This is a genomic window from Streptomyces sp. NPDC005863 (genome assembly GCF_042871345.1).
Lineage (GTDB): Bacteria > Actinomycetota > Actinomycetes > Streptomycetales > Streptomycetaceae > Streptomyces.
Map to the genome: position 1 here is coordinate 425,897 of NZ_JBIAII010000004.1, position 15,815 is coordinate 441,711.

Genomic DNA, 15,815 nt, shown 5'->3' on the forward strand with positions numbered 1-15,815 from the left:
GCGCGGCGCGTGCCGCACCTCCTCGGCCCGACGCCCGGTCACGCGCTCCTTCGACCTGCCCTCATCGTGGAGAACCCATGTCACGCGCGCCCTGGTGGCGGGCGATCGTCGCACTCGCCGTCGTCGCCCTGTCCCTGTACATCGCCCTCACCCAGTCCGCCCGCCTCGGCCTCGACCTGCGCGGCGGCACCCAGATCGTCCTGGAGACCAGGAGCACCCCCGCCGTCACGGCGGACGCCACCTCCACCGACCGCGCCCTGGAGGTCCTCCGGCAGCGCGTCGACGCCCTCGGCGTCGCCGAACCGGGCATCGCACGCTCCGGCGAGAAGCGCATCATCGTCGAGCTGCCCGGCGTCCAGGACCCCCGCAAGGCCGCCGAAGTCATCGGCCGCACCGCCCAGCTGACGATCCACCCGGTGACGGGGGAGTCGGCGGCCAAGGGCACCGCGAAGCCCGCCCCCGACGGGTCGCGCACGCTGCCCGACCCCGAACGCCCCGGAAACCAACTCCGGCTCGGACCCACCGCACTGACCGGCGACGGTGTGAAGGACGCCGCTGCCACGCTCGACCAGCAGTCGACGGCCGGCTGGACCGTGAACCTGGACTTCCGCGAAGACGCCGGGCGCACCTGGGCGGACCTCACCGGCGACGCCGCCTGCGCGCCGGCGGGCGCGCCCGAACGCCGCGTCGCCATCACCCTCGACGACAAGATCATCTCGGCGCCCGGCGTCAACGAGGGCGTGGCGTGCCGGACCGGCATCACCGGCGGCTCCACCCAGATCACCGGCTCGTTCGGGCAGTCCGAGGCCCGTGATCTCGCCGCACTCGTCAAGGGCGGAGCGCTGCCGGTGCCCGTCGACGTCGTCGAGCAGCGCACCGTCGGCCCGACGCTCGGTGCCGAAGCCATCGAGGCGAGCACCCGGGCGGCCCTGATCGGCATCGCCCTGACCGCGCTGTTCATCACCGTCGTCTACCGGCTCCTCGGCGCGCTCGCCGCGTTCGCCCTCGCGCTCTACGGCCTGATCTCGTACGCGGCCCTGGTGGCTCTCGGCGCGACCCTCACCCTGCCCGGACTCGCCGGCTTCGTCCTGGCCATCGGCATGGCCGTCGACGCCAACGTGCTCGTCTTCGAACGGGCCAGGGAGGAGTACCTCGCCGTACGCTCGACCGACCTGGCCACACCGGTGCGCACGGGCTTCGCGAAGGCGTGGAGCGCGGTCGTCGACTCGAACGTGACGACGCTGCTCGCCGCCGGACTCCTTTTCTTCTTCGCCACGGGGCCGGTCAAGGGGTTCGGCGTCACTCTGTGCATCGGCGTCCTCGCTTCGATGGTCACCGCGCTGGTCATCACCCGCGTTCTCGCCGACTTCGCCGTGGGCCGCGACCGCGTCCGGCGGCGGCCCGCCCTGACCGGCATCGCCACCACGGGCCGCGTCCGCTCCTGGCTGGCCCGCCGCGACCCGGACCTGGTGCGCCACCGGCGCCGGTGGCTCGGCGCCAGCGCCCTCCTGGTCGTCGTGGCCGTCGCCGGCATCGCCCTGCGCGGCCTGGAGTTCGGCGTCGAGTTCACCGGGGGCCGGCTCGTCGAGTACAGCACCAGCAGGCCCCTCGACGCCGACACCGCCCGCGGCGCCGTGGCCGACGCGGGATTCCCGCGCGCGGTGGTGCAGGAGTCCGGGGACGGCGACATCAGCGTCCGCACGGAGCGGCTCACGGACGCCGAACAGCAGCGCGTCAAGGCGGCCTTGGAAGGGCCCGGCGGCACGGTCACCGTCGCACGCGACGAGCTGATCGGGCCGAGTCTCGGCGCCGAACTCCGCCAGAAGGCGCTGATCGCCCTCGGTATCGCCGTCACCGCTCAGCTCATCTACCTGAGCGTGCGCTTCCGTTGGACCCTCGCGGCGGCCGCCGTGTCGGCGATGGTCCATGACGTCCTGATCGTCGTGGGTCTCTTCGCCTGGCTCGGCAAACCCGTCGACAGCGTCTTCCTCGCCGCGCTGCTCACCGTGATCGGCTACTCGGTCAACGACACGGTGGTGGTCTTCGACCGCCTGCGCGAGGCCCGCCGCCGCGATCCGCGCCGCGATCTGGCGGCTTCCGCGAACCGTGCCGTCGTCCAGACCCTGCCGCGCACCGTGAACACGGGCATGGGAGCCCTGTTCATCCTCACCGCCCTCGCGGTGCTCGGCGGCGACTCGCTCGCGGACTTCTCCCTGGCGCTGACCGCCGGCGTCCTGATCGGCATGGCGTCGACGGTGTTCACGGCCGTCCCGCTGGCCGTCGCGCTCGAACGCCGCAATCCGCCGGCCTCGCCTCCCGCGCGGCCGAAGCGGTCGCACGGCGCGGACGACGTGCCACACGGATACAGCCCGTTGGAGGCGAGGAGGAGGAAGGAGCGGGGCACGGGAGCGGTGGTCTGAGGCCGACGGGCGCCGCCCGACGCGGCGCCCGTACTCCTGCCGCCCCACCGGTCACCCGGTCAGAGGCCGAACTCCTGCGGAGAGACGTTGAGCGCGGCGCACGCCTCGCGCAGGACCTGCTCCTCGGCCGGTGCGATGTATCCGTCCGCCCCCGCGACGACGAAGCCGGTCTGCACGACCGCCTTGGCCTCCGTCGGCTTCTTCGCCGCCTTGGCGATCTCCTGCATCGCCTCGGTCTTGCCGTGCTGGAAGTTGGCCGTCAACTGGTCGACATGCTTGGTGAACCGCTGGCGCAACTGCTCCGGCGGGAAGTTCTGCAGCACGTCGTTCTGCAGGATCAGCGTCTCGACATGCTGCCGCTCGGCCGGGTCCACCGACCCGTCCGCGGCCGCCACCAGGGCGCACATCGCCATGCTTGCGTCCCGGTAGGCGCCGCTCTTGAGCTCCGTCTTGAGGGAGCTGAGCTGGGACTTCAGGACGCCCACGAGCTGGGTCTTCGACCCACCGCCGGACCCGGACCCCGGCCTTGTGAGGCCGCCGGAGCTCCGCGCCCCCTGTCCCTGCTGCAGACCCTTGGCCTGGTCCTTGATCCGGTCCCACATCGCCATCCGTGCCACCTCGGCTTGCCGTTCGCTGGTGCCGCGCGTTCTGCGCGTCGTTCTGCCAACGCCTCCCCGCTCCCCGGAGTTCCTCGTCGGGGCGGCAGGAAAGCGGCCCGGGGTCACCGGACTTCGACGGCGTCCAGTGCCGGGCCGATCACGGCGAAGGCCCGGTCGAGCAGGGCGGCGGGGTCCTCGGCGGCATCGCTGCCGCTCCACCGCTGCAGCACGGTGTCGAAGGCGGTCAGTGCCATCCCGGCGGCCAGCCGCGGATACAGGTCGGTCTCCGGGTCGAGGCCGGTGCGGCGTGCCAACTCCTCCGTCAGATGGCCGCGCCACTGTGCCTGCCGCTCCAGGAACCGGGCCAGCAGCGCCGGCGTCCGCAGAATGAGCTGCACCACGCCGAGCGCACGGTCGGAGTGGTCGGAGCAGGCGGCGAGCGGCACCCCGACGGCGTGCAGCAGCGCCTCGGAGGGGCGCTCCTCGGCGGGGCGGGCCGCCAGCTCCGCCCGCATGTCGGTCCCCATGTCCGCCAGGAACTGGACGACCACGTCCTCCTTGGACGCGAAGTACCGGAAGAATGTCCGCCGGGAGACCCCGGCGGCGGTCACGATCTCGTCGATGGTGACCGCGTCGTACCCCTTGAGGGCCAGCAACTGCAGCGCGGACTCGGTCAGTTCGTCCGAGACGAGGCGGCGCTTGCGTTCGGCCATGCTCAGCTTGGGGCGGGAGGTCACCCGGTCATCGTACACAGCGGGCTGTCAGGTGCCACGCATGGCGTTCAGGGTCTGGACCGGCACCGGGTGCCAGCGCCGAAACGACGGACAGGGTGCGCGGGAGGAGTCCCACGCACCCTGTCCGCCGGGTTGGTCGTCAGAACTTGCGCCATCGGGCATTGGCCCAGGAGAAGAGTCCGAACGCGCCGAGGCCGATGGCGATCAGCATCAGCAGCCAGGGCCCCGCGCCGGTGTCGGCGAAGGAGCGCAGCGTGTTGTCCATGCCCTTGGCCTGGCCGGGCTTGTGCCGCAGGGCCGCGCTGACGGCGAACCCGCCGGCGACGGCGAACACGATGCCGCGGGCCGTGCCGCCGGTGACGCCGAGGACGTCGACGCCCTGCCGCACCCGCCGGGACATCTCCGCCATGCGCAGCTTGTCGTGGTACTTCCGCAGGAGCGCGCGTCCGGCGATCCAGACCCCCGCCACGATCACTCCGGCGCCCGCGGCGGCGACGATCCACTGCCCGCCCGGCCAGTCGAGCACCCTGGCCGTCGCGTCCTGGGTGGTCTTGTCGCTCGAGCCGCTGCCGCTGCCCTTGTCGCCCGCGGCGTAGGCGAGCACGGAGTACGAAACGAAGCAGTAGAAGAGGCAGCGCGCACCCGCCAGGGCGCGTTTGCTCGCCTTGTCGCCGTCGGGCCCGGCCTGTCCGAAGAAGACTTCGGAGAGCCGCCACAGCGCCATGCCCGCGAGGGCGCAGCCGAGCAGCCACAGCAGGACGTTGCCGAACGGCTTGTCGGCGATCTCCGCCATCGCCCCGCCCCGGTCCGCCTGGCGTCCGCCGCCGTCACCGCCGTTGGAGAAGGCGATGCGCAGGGCCAGCGCGCCCACCAGGAGGTAGATGACACCGCGCCCGACGAAACCGGCACGTGCGACCGCCGCGACGGTCCGCCCCTTGGCCGCCTGCCGGGCCTTGCGCTTCCCGCGGTGGGTGACCGACGGGAAGCGTATGGATGAGAGATGCATGGCTGCCGAGTACCCCCGGGGAGTTGCCTCATGCTGCCCCTGATCCGGTCTTCTCGGTGGTCAGGGCCTGCCCCGGAGCGTGGCCTCTCGTGGAGCGGTTCCCTTACGGGGCGGATCCCTTACGGGGCGGTTGCCTCGCGGTGTGGTCCCCTTGCGGGCGGTTCAGCCGAATCCGCTGCGTGCGCCGGTCCGCTCGCAGGGGACCGGCGCGCTGGCCGGGATGGTGAAGGCCCGGTCGAGCGCGGTGATGCGCAGCAGCCGCCGGTTGCGCGCGCTGCCGGGAACGAGCCACAAGGTGCCCCGGTCCCGGTCCACTTGACGACGGATTCGCACCAGCAGCCGCAGGCCGCCGGCGTCCATGAAGGTCACTCCTCGAAGGTCGGTGACGACCCGGGGGCCGGCCCTGTCGAGGAGTGCCGTGACACGAGGGGCGAGCTCCTGGTCGGCCCAGGCGTCAAGTTCGCCCCAGAACGCAAGGACATCAGTGCCGTTCACCACGCGGTGACGCAGGCCGAAGGTGAAGTCGGCGGTGCCCGTTTCCCAGTCCAGCAGTGTCCCTCTCCTTTCACGGAGAGTAATCAAAAGTGCGGTGGCTCGGTGACGAAGACCGGCGCCGGACGGCATCGAAGTCCTGGGCGGCACCGAGGTCATATGTAAATCGTTCCCGCTCAGAGCTATACGTACCCGTACGGGGCAAGCGGAACCCCGAACCGCGCCCCCGATGCCGCGTCGAGGCGTCAACTACGGAGAGTAGTTATGCGGAGGAGTTGACTCACGGGGTCGCGCGGAAGGTGTGACGGTAGCCGCCCGGTGGCGTACCGAGGGCGCACGGGAGCCGTGGGCGGAGCCCTGATCGGCCCGAATGAAACGCGACGATCCGCCTGGGCGGTCGGGGGCGGTCATCCCGGGACGGCAGCAAGAGTCCAAGCCCGCGCCGCGATAGTCCATGGCGCGGTGGTGGGGGCCCGGCGGGACACTGCTGCGCACGTCTCTCCCCCCACGCGGAGTCTCCGGCCCCCCACAGAGGAGGAACAGGACATGATCCCGGTCAGAATCCGACGCCGGTGCGGCGTGACCGCGGCGGCCACCGCGGCCGCGGGCCTCCTGCTGGCGGCGCCCCACCCCGCCGCCGCGTCGGTCGGCGGCGGCAACGTGTCGATCAGCTGGTCCGTGCCCGGCACACCGTCCGCGGGCCTGAGCAACCTCACCTTCCCCATGACGGTCAACCCGGCCACAGCGCACACGTCGGGCATCTACTTCGCGCAGCAGTTCGGCTTCACCAACGCCCAGGACGTGGGCTACACCGGCCTGCAGCCCCGCGCGAACAGCGGCGGAAGCGAGCGGCTGTCCGCCCGTTTCTCCACCTTCGTCGCCGGCTCGACCACCGACGACCCGCTCTGCCACGCGGGCGCCGACGGCGGGCCCGGGGTGACCTGTGCGGTCGACTTCGACGGCGTCTACGGCCACCGCTACGACATGAGGGTCGAGCGCACCGGAACCGACACCTGGACCGGCACGGCCAGGGACACGGTCACCGGCAAGGAGACCCACCTCGGCACGTACACGCTCCCGGCGGGCAGCGGCGGTCTGCGCGGATCCCAGGGCGGCTTCGTCGAGTACTACGCGGGGATCCCCAGCTGCGCGGAGATGCCCCGGTCCGACGCGGTCTTCGGCGGTCCCACATCCACCGACGGGGGCGGCCTGAGCGGCACGTCGAGGGCGAACTACGAGTACAGCGACTGCGTGGGCGAGTCCAACTACCGGGCGGAGGACGTCGGTTCGGGAACACACGTCACCCGGGGCTTCGTCAGTTAGAGCCTGCCCGGTGAACTCCCTTCGGTCTCGGGGCCCTTCGGCAGGCGCGTGGCGAGTCGGGACCGGGGCGGTTCGCTCGACATGGAGGGGGCCCGCCACGCGTCCCGTTTCGCCCTCTCTAGGATGGGAGGGTGCCGCACTTCGAAGTTGTAACAGCCGTCGCCGCGTCCCCGGAGCGGGTGTTCGATGCGTGCCTTGATGTGGAGGCGCATACGCAGTCGATGGCCGGTTCATCGGAGCGGGCGGTCGGCGGGAGGACGCGAGGCGGCCTCTCGCTCGGCGACACGGTGACCTTCGAAGCCCGCCACTTCGGTCTGACCTGGCGACTCACTGCCCGCGTCACGTCGTACGACGCGCCCCGCTGCTTCGTGGACGAGCAGCAGAGTGGTCCCTTCAAGCGATGGCATCACAGCCATCACTTCGAGCCGGACGGCACCGGCGGCACCGTGATGAGAGACGTCATCGAATTCGCCTCGCCGTTCGGGCTTCTCGGACGCATCGCCGACCGCACCGTCCTGCGCTGGTACATGCCCCGCCTCATCAGGACCCGCAACGCCTATCTCGCAGGCGCGCTGCGCTGAGCCCAGATCGACGCGCCGTCGGCGCCTTCTCCGGCGGTACGGACATCCGGCGCCCCGACCACCAGCGGATCGTCAACGGCAGTCCGGTTGGCCCGCGTTCAACCCGGTCCAGGTGGCGCAGGGCCGCCCCGAGGCGTACCGGTCGTACCAGGGCCGGATGGCGCTCTACGCCGGCCGCAACGAGGACCCGTACGCCTGGAACAACGCGCTGCACACGGTCCTGAAGCAGCAGAGCGTCCCGCATCGCTACTGCTCGGGGCCCGGCGGCCACGACTTCTCCACCTGGACGCCCGCGCTGGAGCACTTCCTCCGCTTCGCCTTCGGCTCCGCGCCCACCGCGTGCCCGGACGCCGCCGGCCGGCAGCGGGAACCCTGAGTCCCGTCCCTCGCCTCACGCGAGGAACAGCATCGCCAGCGCCACCAGGGCGAGCAGCCCGATGTACGCCCAGGCATGGGCCCGGTCGGGTATCCGGGGCGGCCGCCTGCGCAGCACCGCGATGACCGGCAGGGCCCCCGCCAGCAGCGCCGCGGCGGCGCCGACGTCGAGCAGACCCACCAGGTGGACCCGCGCGACCGTGGCGGTGGGGACCGCGGCCGACGCCAGCGAGACCGCGGTGGCGGGCAGCGCGATGGCTAGGGTCAGCGGGTTGGCCAGCGAGGTCGCCACCCGCATCGGATGGCCGGCCCGCCGCATCGCGGGCACGGTCATCACACTGCCGCCCACACCGAGGAAGGCGGCCACGGCGCCGATCGGCGCACCGACGGCGGCCGGCAGCGGACGCGGGGCGCCGCGCGACGCCGCACCGCCGGACTCCACGCCGCGCGACGACGCATGGCCCGACTCCGCGTCATCCGACTCCGCACCTCCCGGCACCTCACCGCCCGCGTACGTGCGCAGGAACCCCGGGCGCAGCAACAGGTCGGCGATGGTGAGCAGGACGTACGCGACGAACGCCCAGCGGGCCAGGCCGTCCGGCGCGAGCCGGGTGGCGAACGCCCCCGCCGCGGCCCCGGCCGCGAGGAGGGCGAGCAGCAGACCGCTGCCGCGCAGCGCGGACAGCACGCGCCGCGGGGTGACGGCCGTCGCGAAGCCGGCGTTCACCACCATCACCAGGGCCGAGGTGGCCGTCGCCACCCGCATCGCGTCACCGCCGAGCGAGGCGTCCGCCGCCACCACGACCGGCACGGCCACGAACCCTCCGCCGAAACCGAACAGCACCGTCGTCACCCCGGTGAGGCACCCCACGCCGACCAACATCACGTAGTCCATGGAACCCACCCCACCAGCCCCACCTGGTCGCCCGCATGCGATGGTCGGCACCCTTCTTTCGCGAGTCGGCCACTAGGATGGCGGGGTGAGGAACGTCCCCCTGGCCGAGGTCGACCACATCGACCGGGCCGTCCTGCCGATCGGCACCGATTACGCCCCCGGCCACGTACTGGACTGGCACGAACACCGGCGCGCCCAGTTCCTCTACGGCGCCACCGGCGTCATGGCCGTCGACACCGCCGAGGGGGCCTGGACGGTTCCGCCCGAGCGCGCCGTACTGATTCCGCCCGCCACCCGGCACCGGGTCCGCATGCTGGGCGTGAGCACCCGCAGCCTGTACATCGAACCGCGCGCCGTCCCCTGGTGGCCCACCACCTGCACCGTCGTGGACGTACCACCGCTCCTGCGCGAACTGCTCCTGGCCGCCGCCGAGTTCGAGCCCGACTACCGGCTGTCCGGGCGGGAGGGAAGCATCGCCGCGCTCCTCCTGTACGAGATCGCCGAGCGCGCCCCGCTCCCTTTCCACGTGGGCATGCCCGCCTCCGCCGACCTCGCACGGCTCTGCCGCGCCTACCTGGACGCCCCGGACCCCGACGTCACCAACGCCACCTGGGCCGCCGCGACCGCCATGAGCGAACGGGCCTTCACCCGGCGCTTCCGCGCCGAAACGGGCGACAGCCCCGCCGTGTGGCGGGGCCGCGCCCGTCTGCTGGCGGCGGTGCCGCTCCTGGGCACCGCCTCGGTCAGCGACGTCGGCGGCCGGATCGGCTACTCCTCGCCGGCGGCCTTCACCGCGGCGTTCACGCGTGCCTTCGGCGTACCGCCGTCCCGCTTCGCCGTGAGCCGCACGCGTTAGCCGTATCCGGCCGGTTCGGACCTGATCGGGCGCCGCCCGATCAGCTCCGCTCCCGCTCCCGCTCCACGGGCAGCCACAGCTCCGCGTCGCCCTCGGCCTCGCCCTCCGGCATCCGCATCCGCAGGAGTTCGGGGCCGGGCCGGCTGCGGTACGGGTTGGACGGGAACCACTCGGTGAACACGTCCCGCCACAGATACTGCACGGTCTCCGGCATCGGCCCCGAGGCCGTGAAGACCGCCCACGTCCCGGCCGGGACGGACAGCTCCGCCGCGCCCTCGGGAGCGGCCGCAGCCGTGATCACCCCCTGGTAGTAGTCGAGTTCGGTGCCCTCGGCGCGACTCGGGTCCAGGTCGTCGCAGACGGCGAGGACGCCCCGCGGCTCCTGGTCCGACAGCTTCTCCAGACGCTCCACGTCCTCCCGCGGGATCCCGCGGACGAAGTCGATGATCGCCTGGTTCGGTCCCGCGTGCACCAGTGGCACCCGGGCCTTGTGGCCGACCACGGTGAAGGCCGGCTTGTCCACTACGCGATGGCGCATGTTGCTGCTCCCCTCGATGGTGAGACGGAAGGTCATCCGGGACTGGGAGCTGAGCACGGCTCCGGTGCGTCGGGCCTCGCCGGGCCCCACGCCGTGCATGGCGCGGAACGCGCGGGCGAACGCCTCGCCCGAGCCGTAGCCGTGGCGGACCGCGATCTCCAGCAGCGTGTCCTGCCCCGCGAGCACCTCGGCGCCCGCCAGGGTGAGCCGCCTGCGCCGGATGTACTCCGACAGCGGCATGCCCGCGAGCGCCGAGAACATCCTGCGCAGGTGGTACTCCGAGGTGGCCGCCACCCGCGCCGTCTCCGCCATGTCGACGGAGTCGCCGAGGTGGCGCTCGATGTGCTCCATGGCCTCGTTGAGCCGCTCCAGCACGCCCGGTCTCCTTCCTTTCCTGTGATCACCACGCTAGGGAGCGCGCATGGTGTCCGACCCGACATTCTGTGCCCGATGCAGTCGGGTGCCGCGCAGGAGAAAGGGCGGGCCGGTCCTTCGGCCGTCGGACCGGCCCCTCGGATCTCACCAGAGGCGGGCTCTCACCAGAGGCGAGTGCCCCGCCGGGCCAGGTACCGGTAGGGGTTGATGTCCGAGCCGTACTGCCGCCGGGCCCTGATCTCCAGGTGGAGGTGGGGTCCGGTGGCGCGCCCGGTGCTGCCGCTGCTCCCGAGCCGCGTGCCGGCGCGGACATGGGAGCCCTGGCGCACCTGGATCCGGGAGAGGTGCCCGTACACGGCGTAGTGCCCGTCGGACATCCGTACGGTCACGGCCTTGCCGTACGCGCCGGACCAGCGGGCGAGGACCACGACCCCGGCGCCCACCGCGTACACGGGGGTGCCGCGGGGGACCGCGAGGTCGACGCCGGTGTGGTGCCCGGCGGACCAGCTGCCGCGGGTGCCGTAGCGCGTGGTGACCCGGAAGTGGCGGCGCAGCGGCAGTCTGAACCGCGGGCGTGGACCCTCCGGGGGGAGCCCTCGGGCGTCGTCCTCCGGGAGCGCCGCGTCGGCCTCGGCGAGCGCCGCCTCGAACTCGGGGTCGTAGGTGGCCGGACAGGCGTCGTCGGGCTCCTCCTGGTCGACCCGGGGCGCGGCCGCCCCCGCGGAGAGGACGCCGCCCGTGAGGAGCGCCGCCGCCATGCCCAGTGCGTCACGTCGTGTGGTGCCCGCTTGGCGCGGGCTGTCTATGTGGTAGCCCATACCTCCGACAGCAGACCGTCCGCAGCGGCGGACCGCACCCCGGCTGGGCCATCCGGTGTACGTGACCGAGGGTGCGCGGCACGCCTTCCGGGGCCCTGCCGCCGGGGCCCGGACCGGCCGGTTCCCCATAACCGGCCGGACTGGCGCTCAGTACGAACTGATATTGGACGCCGTCCGAATGCCGGGACGATACTGGCGGGGTTCATCGTGGCCGGCATCCGTTCGACCGCGGTGAAGTGCAGGGAATGGGCGGTCATTTCGCGACCGTTGCCGCGGGGGGCGGTCGCGCCGTGAGGAGTTCGGGGGGCTCTGACGGAGGCCAGGTCCGTGCCGCCCGCGGTATAGCCTCCGGTGGGCCCCGGCCGGCGCGGGGCGACGCGATGCCGCCGTCGCCGGCCCGTCAGGCGGTCAACGGGCGTTCCCCTGCCTCACAGATGCCTCACAGATGCCTCACAGAGCGATCCATTCGGTCGTGGTGGTCACCTCGTCGAGGACGTCCGGCAGGGGTTCCGTCCCGAGTCCGGGGCCGGTGGGCACATCGAGGTGCCCGTCCGAGAGGACGAACGGCTCGGTGATGTCGGTCGCGAAGTAGCGGTGCGAGCCGGAGGTGTCGCCGGGCAGGGTGAAGCCGGGCAGCGCGGCCAGCGCCACGTTGGCGGCGCGCCCGATGCCGGTCTCCAGCATGCCGCCGCACCACACGGGAACGCCGTGCGCGCGGGCGAGGTCGTGGATGCGGCGGGCCTCCAGATAGCCGCCGACCCGGGCCGGCTTGACGTTGATGATGGAACAGGCGCCCAGGGAGATCGCCGCGGCCGCGTGGGCGGCGGACTCGATGGACTCGTCGAGACAGATCGGCGTGCGCAGGAGCTTGGCCAGCTGGGCATGCTGCACCATGTCGTCGTTGGCGAGCGGCTGTTCGATGAGCAGCAGCCCGAAGTCGTCCAGCCTGGCGAGGTGTTGGGCGTCCACGAGCGTGTACGCGGCGTTGGCGTCCACCTGCAACAGCAGATCGTCCCCGAAGCGCTCACGGACCGCGCGGACGGGTTCGACGTCCCAGCCCGGCTCGATCTTCAGCTTGATCCGCACATAGCCCTCGGCGACATAGCGCTCGACGGCGTCGAGGAGCTGCGGGACCGAGTCCATGATGCCCACCGAGACCCCGCACGGAACACGGTCCCGCGAGGCCCCGAGATACGACCCGAACGACTCGCCGGTACGCCGCAGTTGGGCGTCGAGCACCGCGCTCTCCAGGGCCGCCTTCGCCATGTGGTGGCCGGTGAACGGAGCCAGCGCCCGTCCCACCGCGGCGGCGTCCACGCCTTCTTTGGGCAGCGCGGGAACGAGGAACTTGCGCAGCACGTCCTGGGCCCCGTCGACGTACTCGCTGCAGTAACGCGGCTCCGACATCGCGGCGCACTCGGCCCAGCCCTCGCCGTCGGGCGTGACGACCCGTACGAGAAGGACGTCACGGCTCGTCTCGACCCCGAAGGACGTACGGAACGGTGCCACGAGCGGCATCGCGATCCGGCGCAGTTCGATGCCGGAGATCTTCGTCTTGGTCACTGGTCGCTCCCGGTGGGCAGGTGTGCGGGGGTGGTCTGGAGGCGCTGGACGACATAGCTGCGCCGGTCGTGGAAGCCGACGACGCGGGCGCCGTCGGCCAGCAGTCCGCCGAGGGTCGTGCGGACGGCGATCCGCCAGGCGCGGGCGGCCGAGGGGTCGGTACGGCGCAGTGCCTCGATGTCGTCCGGCAGGTCGACGAGCACGAACTCGGCTGCCGAGTAGGCCAGTTCGGGGTATCCGTCGCGGTCGCGTACGGCGTGTGCGGCGCCGGCGGGCAGCGGGACACCGCCGGCTCCGGCGGTCGGGAGCGGGGCCGACAGGTCCCATGCGGCGAGGACCCGGTCCGACTCGTCCCCGCCGTTGATGGCGTCGTCCATGGCGCCGTAGAACGACTCCAGGTACTCCTCGGGTCGCGCCCCGAGTTTGGTCAGATTGAAGTGGGCGTTGCGCCGGATCAGCGGGTCGTACGTCCACGTGATGCGCTTCAGGCCGCGCTCCAGGGCCCATTGGCGTTGGTGCAGTTTGAGGGCGAGGCCGACGCCGCGCCCCTGCTCGGCACCCGTGATGTGGGAGTGCAGGGTGGTGCCCGCGGGCTCCCCGAAGAAGGCGACGGACGCGCCGGTCAGCCGGCCCTCCTCGTACGCCCCGGCGACGTAGTTCCCGGCGTGGGCGAGCGCGCGCATCACCTCGGCGGAGACCGGCGCCGTGCTCGGGTCGGTGCCCCAGATGCCGGCGTAGAGACGGCTGACGGACTCGAACTCCGCCATGGTGTGCAGCGCCCGGATGTCGAGGAGGCTCACAGCAGCGCCCCCACGAGTCCGGCGAGGAGCCCGGCGCGCGGCGCCATGGCCTCGGTCACCACGTGCTCGTGGTCGGCGTGGGCGCCGTCCCCGACGGCACCGAGGCCGTCGAGGGTCGGGCAGCCGACGCCCGCGCTGTAGTTGCCGTCGGACGCGCCGCCGACGGCAGCCTGTTGCAGGGGGCCGAGCCCCGAGCGGACGGCCACCTCGTCGGCCAGCCCGAACAGCTCGCGCGAGGCCTCCGGGTCGAGCGGCGGACGGTTGGGCCCGCCGTCGACCCGCAGCCGGGCCTCGGGGTGGTGCGACGTGAGCCCCCGCAGGAGATCGTCGACCGCTTGCTGCGCCGCCGGGGTGGGGACCCGGACGTCGAGGGCCAGTTCGGCGCGGGCCGGGACGGTGTTGGTGGTCGTGCCGGCCGACATCACCGTCGGGGTGATCGTCGTTCCCGGCCCGGTGCGGGTGGTCACCGTGTCGGTGATGTCCTGGAGGGCGAGCAGGTGGCGGGCGAGTTCGGTGGCCGCGTTGACGCCCTTCTCGGGGTCGAGGCCGGAGTGGGCGGCGCGGCCCTGCACCGTGAGGTCGTAGTGGGAGACGCCCTTGCGGGCGGTCTTGAGGGCGCCACCGGCCGCCGACGCCTCCAGGACGAGGGTCGCCCGGCAGGCGCGCGCCGTGTCCTCGATGAGCGCGCGGGACGTGTCCGAGCCGACCTCCTCGTCACCGGTGACGAGCACACAGACGCCGTCGAGGGAGGGCAGCAGGGAGAGCGCGTGGAACATCTGCACAAGCCCCGCCTTCATGTCGAAGACGCCGGGCCCGCGCGCGATGCCGTCGCGCACCGAGAACGGATGGGTCTTGAGGGTGCCCATGGGCCAGACGGTGTCGTGGTGACCGAGGAGCAGGACGCTCGGGGTGCCGAAGGTCCACTGCAGGTGCGTCACGCCGCCGGTCACCAGCGTCCGGGGCCGCGCGCCGAGCAGCCGGCCGCCCTGCTCCGCGACGACCCGGGCGCTGTGGGCCACGGCCTCGTGGTCGGCGGAGTAGGACTCGCAGGTGACGAGTTCTTCGAGGTCGTCGAGCATGGCGCCGAGCGGCGGCGGCGCGGGACGGGAAACGTGGTCGGCCTGCACGGGTGAGTCCTCCAGACGGTGGGATGACCGCCACGCTAAGGACGCGGCCGACATCGGAGTTGGTACGCGGCACACAACGTCGGGCGCGGATTCGTACGGGGGACCGAAGCGGGCCGGCGCGGGGCTGGGGGAGCGGGCGCGCTGGGCCTGTGAGTACAGGCCCTATGGCCACACGCAAGCGCATGACCGCGACGTCAGCCCGCGACGTCAGCCCGCGACGTCAGCCCGTGGGCGAGCCCATATGTGTCCCCAGGAGCCGCCGCAGATTGCCGCCGAGCACCTTCACCACGTCCTCCTCCGCCAGCCCGCGGTCGAGCAGCGCGGCCGTGACCAGCGGCATGCCGGCCGGGCCTTCCAGGCCGGGAAAGTCGAAGAGCGGGTCCTCGTCGTCGAGGGACTCGCAGCACGGCGGCGTGAGGTCGACCATGACCTCCTGGATGAAGTCGGCGCCGATGCCGACATGGTCGATCCCCGCCACGGAGGCGATGTGCTGGACGTGGTCGACGATCCGCTCGACGCTCACCTTCTCCTGGGTGTCGGTGAGGAAGTCCGGGATGAAGTTGACGCAGATCACCCCGCCCGTGGCGGCCACACCGCGCAGCTGCTCGTCGGTGAGGTTGCGGTGGTGGTCGCGCAGCGCGCGGGCGCACGAGTGGGTGGCGAGGAGCGGGCGGGTGGCGATCTCCAGGACGTGCGCGACGCCGCTCGCGCCGAGGTGGGAGACGTCGAACAGCATGCCGAGACGCTCCATCTCCTGGAGCGCGCGGACACCGGGGGCGGTGAGCCGGCTGCCGGTGGCGTCCTCGCGGCTGCCGTCCGCGAGCGGGGTGCGGCCCCAGTGGGCTATGGAGGCGATCCGCACGCCGAGCCGGAAGAGGGTGGAGAAGAGCTCCACGTTCGCGTCGACTCCGGGCGCGCTCTCCAGCGCGAGCACCAGGGCGATCCTGCCCGCGGCGAGTGCGGCGTCGATCTCGCCCCCGCTCCGGCACAGGGCGACGTGGTCGGCGTTGCCCTCCGCCAGGACGTGGGCGCACTCGATCATGCGCAGGGTCTGCCGGAGCGCGCCCTCGGGACGGTACTGGTCGTCGATGAAGACGGGGAGCACCTGGATGTCGATGCCGCCCTCGCGCAGCTGGGGCAGCCAGCGTTCGCGGAAGAAGCTCGCCCAGCGCGCCGGGGGCCGGGCGGCGACGGCCATCAGGAGATCGTTGTGCGCGTCGGCGACGACGGCACGGGAGTGCAGTTCGTGGTGCATGACGGGGGCCTTTCGTCGGAGGTCACGCGGGTGCGCCGGAGGTGACGTACGAGTGTGT

General features: G+C 72.5%; 16 protein-coding genes. 5 read left to right on the forward strand and 11 right to left on the reverse strand.

Annotation, left to right across the window (positions count from 1 at the left end; genetic code table 11):
* The first annotated feature begins 77 nt into the window (after window positions 1-77).
* Window positions 78-2,420 (forward strand): protein translocase subunit SecD, encoded by a 2,343-nt coding sequence (gene secD, locus ACFYO9_RS18245; protein ID WP_358777049.1) that lies wholly within the window; start codon window positions 78-80, stop codon window positions 2,418-2,420.
* 59 nt (window positions 2,421-2,479) lie between these two features.
* Here the strand turns inward: secD and ACFYO9_RS18250 are convergent, their stop codons facing one another.
* The 4 genes from ACFYO9_RS18250 to ACFYO9_RS18265 form a co-directional block, all read right to left on the reverse strand.
* Window positions 2,480-3,028 (reverse strand): TerB family tellurite resistance protein, encoded by a 549-nt coding sequence (locus tag ACFYO9_RS18250; protein WP_355807057.1) that lies wholly within the window; start codon window positions 3,026-3,028, stop codon window positions 2,480-2,482.
* A gap of 113 nt (window positions 3,029-3,141) precedes the next feature.
* Window positions 3,142-3,756, reverse strand: a complete 615-nt coding sequence (locus ACFYO9_RS18255; protein ID WP_355807059.1) for a TetR family transcriptional regulator — start codon at window positions 3,754-3,756, stop codon at window positions 3,142-3,144.
* Window positions 3,757-3,892: 136 nt separating this feature from the next.
* Window positions 3,893-4,759 carry a DUF1206 domain-containing protein gene (locus ACFYO9_RS18260; protein WP_355807061.1) on the reverse strand — a complete coding sequence of 289 codons (867 nt, stop codon included), beginning with the start codon at window positions 4,757-4,759 and terminating at the stop codon, window positions 3,893-3,895.
* Window positions 4,760-4,921: 162 nt separating this feature from the next.
* Window positions 4,922-5,410, reverse strand: coding sequence for an STAS domain-containing protein (locus ACFYO9_RS18265; RefSeq protein WP_355807062.1), 489 nt, complete (start codon window positions 5,408-5,410; stop codon window positions 4,922-4,924).
* 387 nt (window positions 5,411-5,797) lie between these two features.
* Here ACFYO9_RS18265 and ACFYO9_RS18270 point away from each other — a divergent pair, with 387 nt between their 5' ends.
* The 3 genes from ACFYO9_RS18270 (at window position 5,798) to ACFYO9_RS18280 (ending at window position 7,531) form a co-directional block, all read left to right on the forward strand.
* The gene (locus ACFYO9_RS18270) at window positions 5,798-6,574 is read left to right on the forward strand and encodes a hypothetical protein (RefSeq protein ID WP_355807063.1); all 777 of its coding nucleotides are present in this window, start codon (window positions 5,798-5,800) and stop codon (window positions 6,572-6,574) included.
* A 131-nt stretch (window positions 6,575-6,705) separates the two neighbouring features.
* Window positions 6,706-7,155 (forward strand): SRPBCC family protein, encoded by a 450-nt coding sequence (locus ACFYO9_RS18275; RefSeq protein WP_355807064.1) that lies wholly within the window; start codon window positions 6,706-6,708, stop codon window positions 7,153-7,155.
* Between the two features lie 112 nt (window positions 7,156-7,267).
* Window positions 7,268-7,531 carry a hypothetical protein gene (locus tag ACFYO9_RS18280; RefSeq protein WP_355807065.1) on the forward strand — a complete coding sequence of 88 codons (264 nt, stop codon included), beginning with the start codon at window positions 7,268-7,270 and terminating at the stop codon, window positions 7,529-7,531.
* A 15-nt stretch (window positions 7,532-7,546) separates the two neighbouring features.
* Here ACFYO9_RS18280 and ACFYO9_RS18285 read toward each other — a convergent pair whose 3' ends face one another.
* Window positions 7,547-8,425, reverse strand: a complete 879-nt coding sequence (locus tag ACFYO9_RS18285; RefSeq protein ID WP_358777048.1) for a TSUP family transporter — start codon at window positions 8,423-8,425, stop codon at window positions 7,547-7,549.
* An 85-nt stretch (window positions 8,426-8,510) separates the two neighbouring features.
* Here ACFYO9_RS18285 and ACFYO9_RS18290 point away from each other — a divergent pair, with 85 nt between their 5' ends.
* Complete coding sequence (locus tag ACFYO9_RS18290; RefSeq protein ID WP_358777047.1) at window positions 8,511-9,281, forward strand: helix-turn-helix transcriptional regulator; 771 nt, start codon at window positions 8,511-8,513, stop codon at window positions 9,279-9,281.
* Window positions 9,282-9,321: 40 nt separating this feature from the next.
* Here ACFYO9_RS18290 and ACFYO9_RS18295 read toward each other — a convergent pair whose 3' ends face one another.
* The 6 genes from ACFYO9_RS18295 to ACFYO9_RS18320 form a co-directional block, all read right to left on the reverse strand.
* Entirely contained in the window at window positions 9,322-10,194 is an 873-nt protein-coding gene (locus ACFYO9_RS18295) for a GyrI-like domain-containing protein (RefSeq protein WP_358777046.1), read from the reverse strand.
* Window positions 10,195-10,355: 161 nt separating this feature from the next.
* The gene (locus ACFYO9_RS18300; protein WP_358713776.1) at window positions 10,356-11,012 is read right to left on the reverse strand and encodes a M23 family metallopeptidase; all 657 of its coding nucleotides are present in this window, start codon (window positions 11,010-11,012) and stop codon (window positions 10,356-10,358) included.
* Between the two features lie 450 nt (window positions 11,013-11,462).
* Window positions 11,463-12,530 carry an o-succinylbenzoate synthase gene (menC, locus tag ACFYO9_RS18305; protein WP_358777074.1) on the reverse strand — a complete coding sequence of 356 codons (1,068 nt, stop codon included), beginning with the start codon at window positions 12,528-12,530 and terminating at the stop codon, window positions 11,463-11,465.
* Between the two features lie 41 nt (window positions 12,531-12,571).
* Window positions 12,572-13,375: a GNAT family N-acetyltransferase gene (locus ACFYO9_RS18310; RefSeq protein WP_355807073.1), complete on the reverse strand. Its 804-nt coding sequence runs from the start codon at window positions 13,373-13,375 to the stop codon at window positions 12,572-12,574.
* Entirely contained in the window at window positions 13,372-14,454 is a 1,083-nt protein-coding gene (locus tag ACFYO9_RS18315; protein ID WP_358777073.1) for a M20 family metallopeptidase, read from the reverse strand. Before ACFYO9_RS18315 ends, ACFYO9_RS18310 begins: the two co-directional genes overlap by 4 nt.
* Window positions 14,455-14,722: 268 nt before the next feature.
* Window positions 14,723-15,757, reverse strand: a complete 1,035-nt coding sequence (locus tag ACFYO9_RS18320) for a membrane dipeptidase (RefSeq protein WP_358777045.1) — start codon at window positions 15,755-15,757, stop codon at window positions 14,723-14,725.
* Window positions 15,758-15,815 lie beyond the last annotated feature (58 nt).

Coding starts and splice junctions, on each gene's coding strand:
- ACFYO9_RS18265 (WP_355807062.1), bottom strand. CDS start 5,410: ATGACCTCGGTGCCGCCCAGGACTTCGATGCCGTCCGGCGCCGGTCTT.
- ACFYO9_RS18320 (WP_358777045.1), bottom strand. CDS start 15,757: ATGCACCACGAACTGCACTCCCGTGCCGTCGTCGCCGACGCGCACAAC.
- menC (WP_358777074.1), bottom strand. CDS start 12,530: ATGCCGCTCGTGGCACCGTTCCGTACGTCCTTCGGGGTCGAGACGAGC.
- ACFYO9_RS18260 (WP_355807061.1), bottom strand. CDS start 4,759: ATGCATCTCTCATCCATACGCTTCCCGTCGGTCACCCACCGCGGGAAG.
- ACFYO9_RS18315 (WP_358777073.1), bottom strand. CDS start 14,454: ATGCTCGACGACCTCGAAGAACTCGTCACCTGCGAGTCCTACTCCGCC.
- ACFYO9_RS18300 (WP_358713776.1), bottom strand. CDS start 11,012: ATGGGCTACCACATAGACAGCCCGCGCCAAGCGGGCACCACACGACGT.
- ACFYO9_RS18285 (WP_358777048.1), bottom strand. CDS start 8,425: ATGGACTACGTGATGTTGGTCGGCGTGGGGTGCCTCACCGGGGTGACG.
- secD (WP_358777049.1), top strand. CDS start 78: ATGTCACGCGCGCCCTGGTGGCGGGCGATCGTCGCACTCGCCGTCGTC.
- ACFYO9_RS18250 (WP_355807057.1), bottom strand. CDS start 3,028: ATGGCGATGTGGGACCGGATCAAGGACCAGGCCAAGGGTCTGCAGCAG.
- ACFYO9_RS18270 (WP_355807063.1), top strand. CDS start 5,798: ATGATCCCGGTCAGAATCCGACGCCGGTGCGGCGTGACCGCGGCGGCC.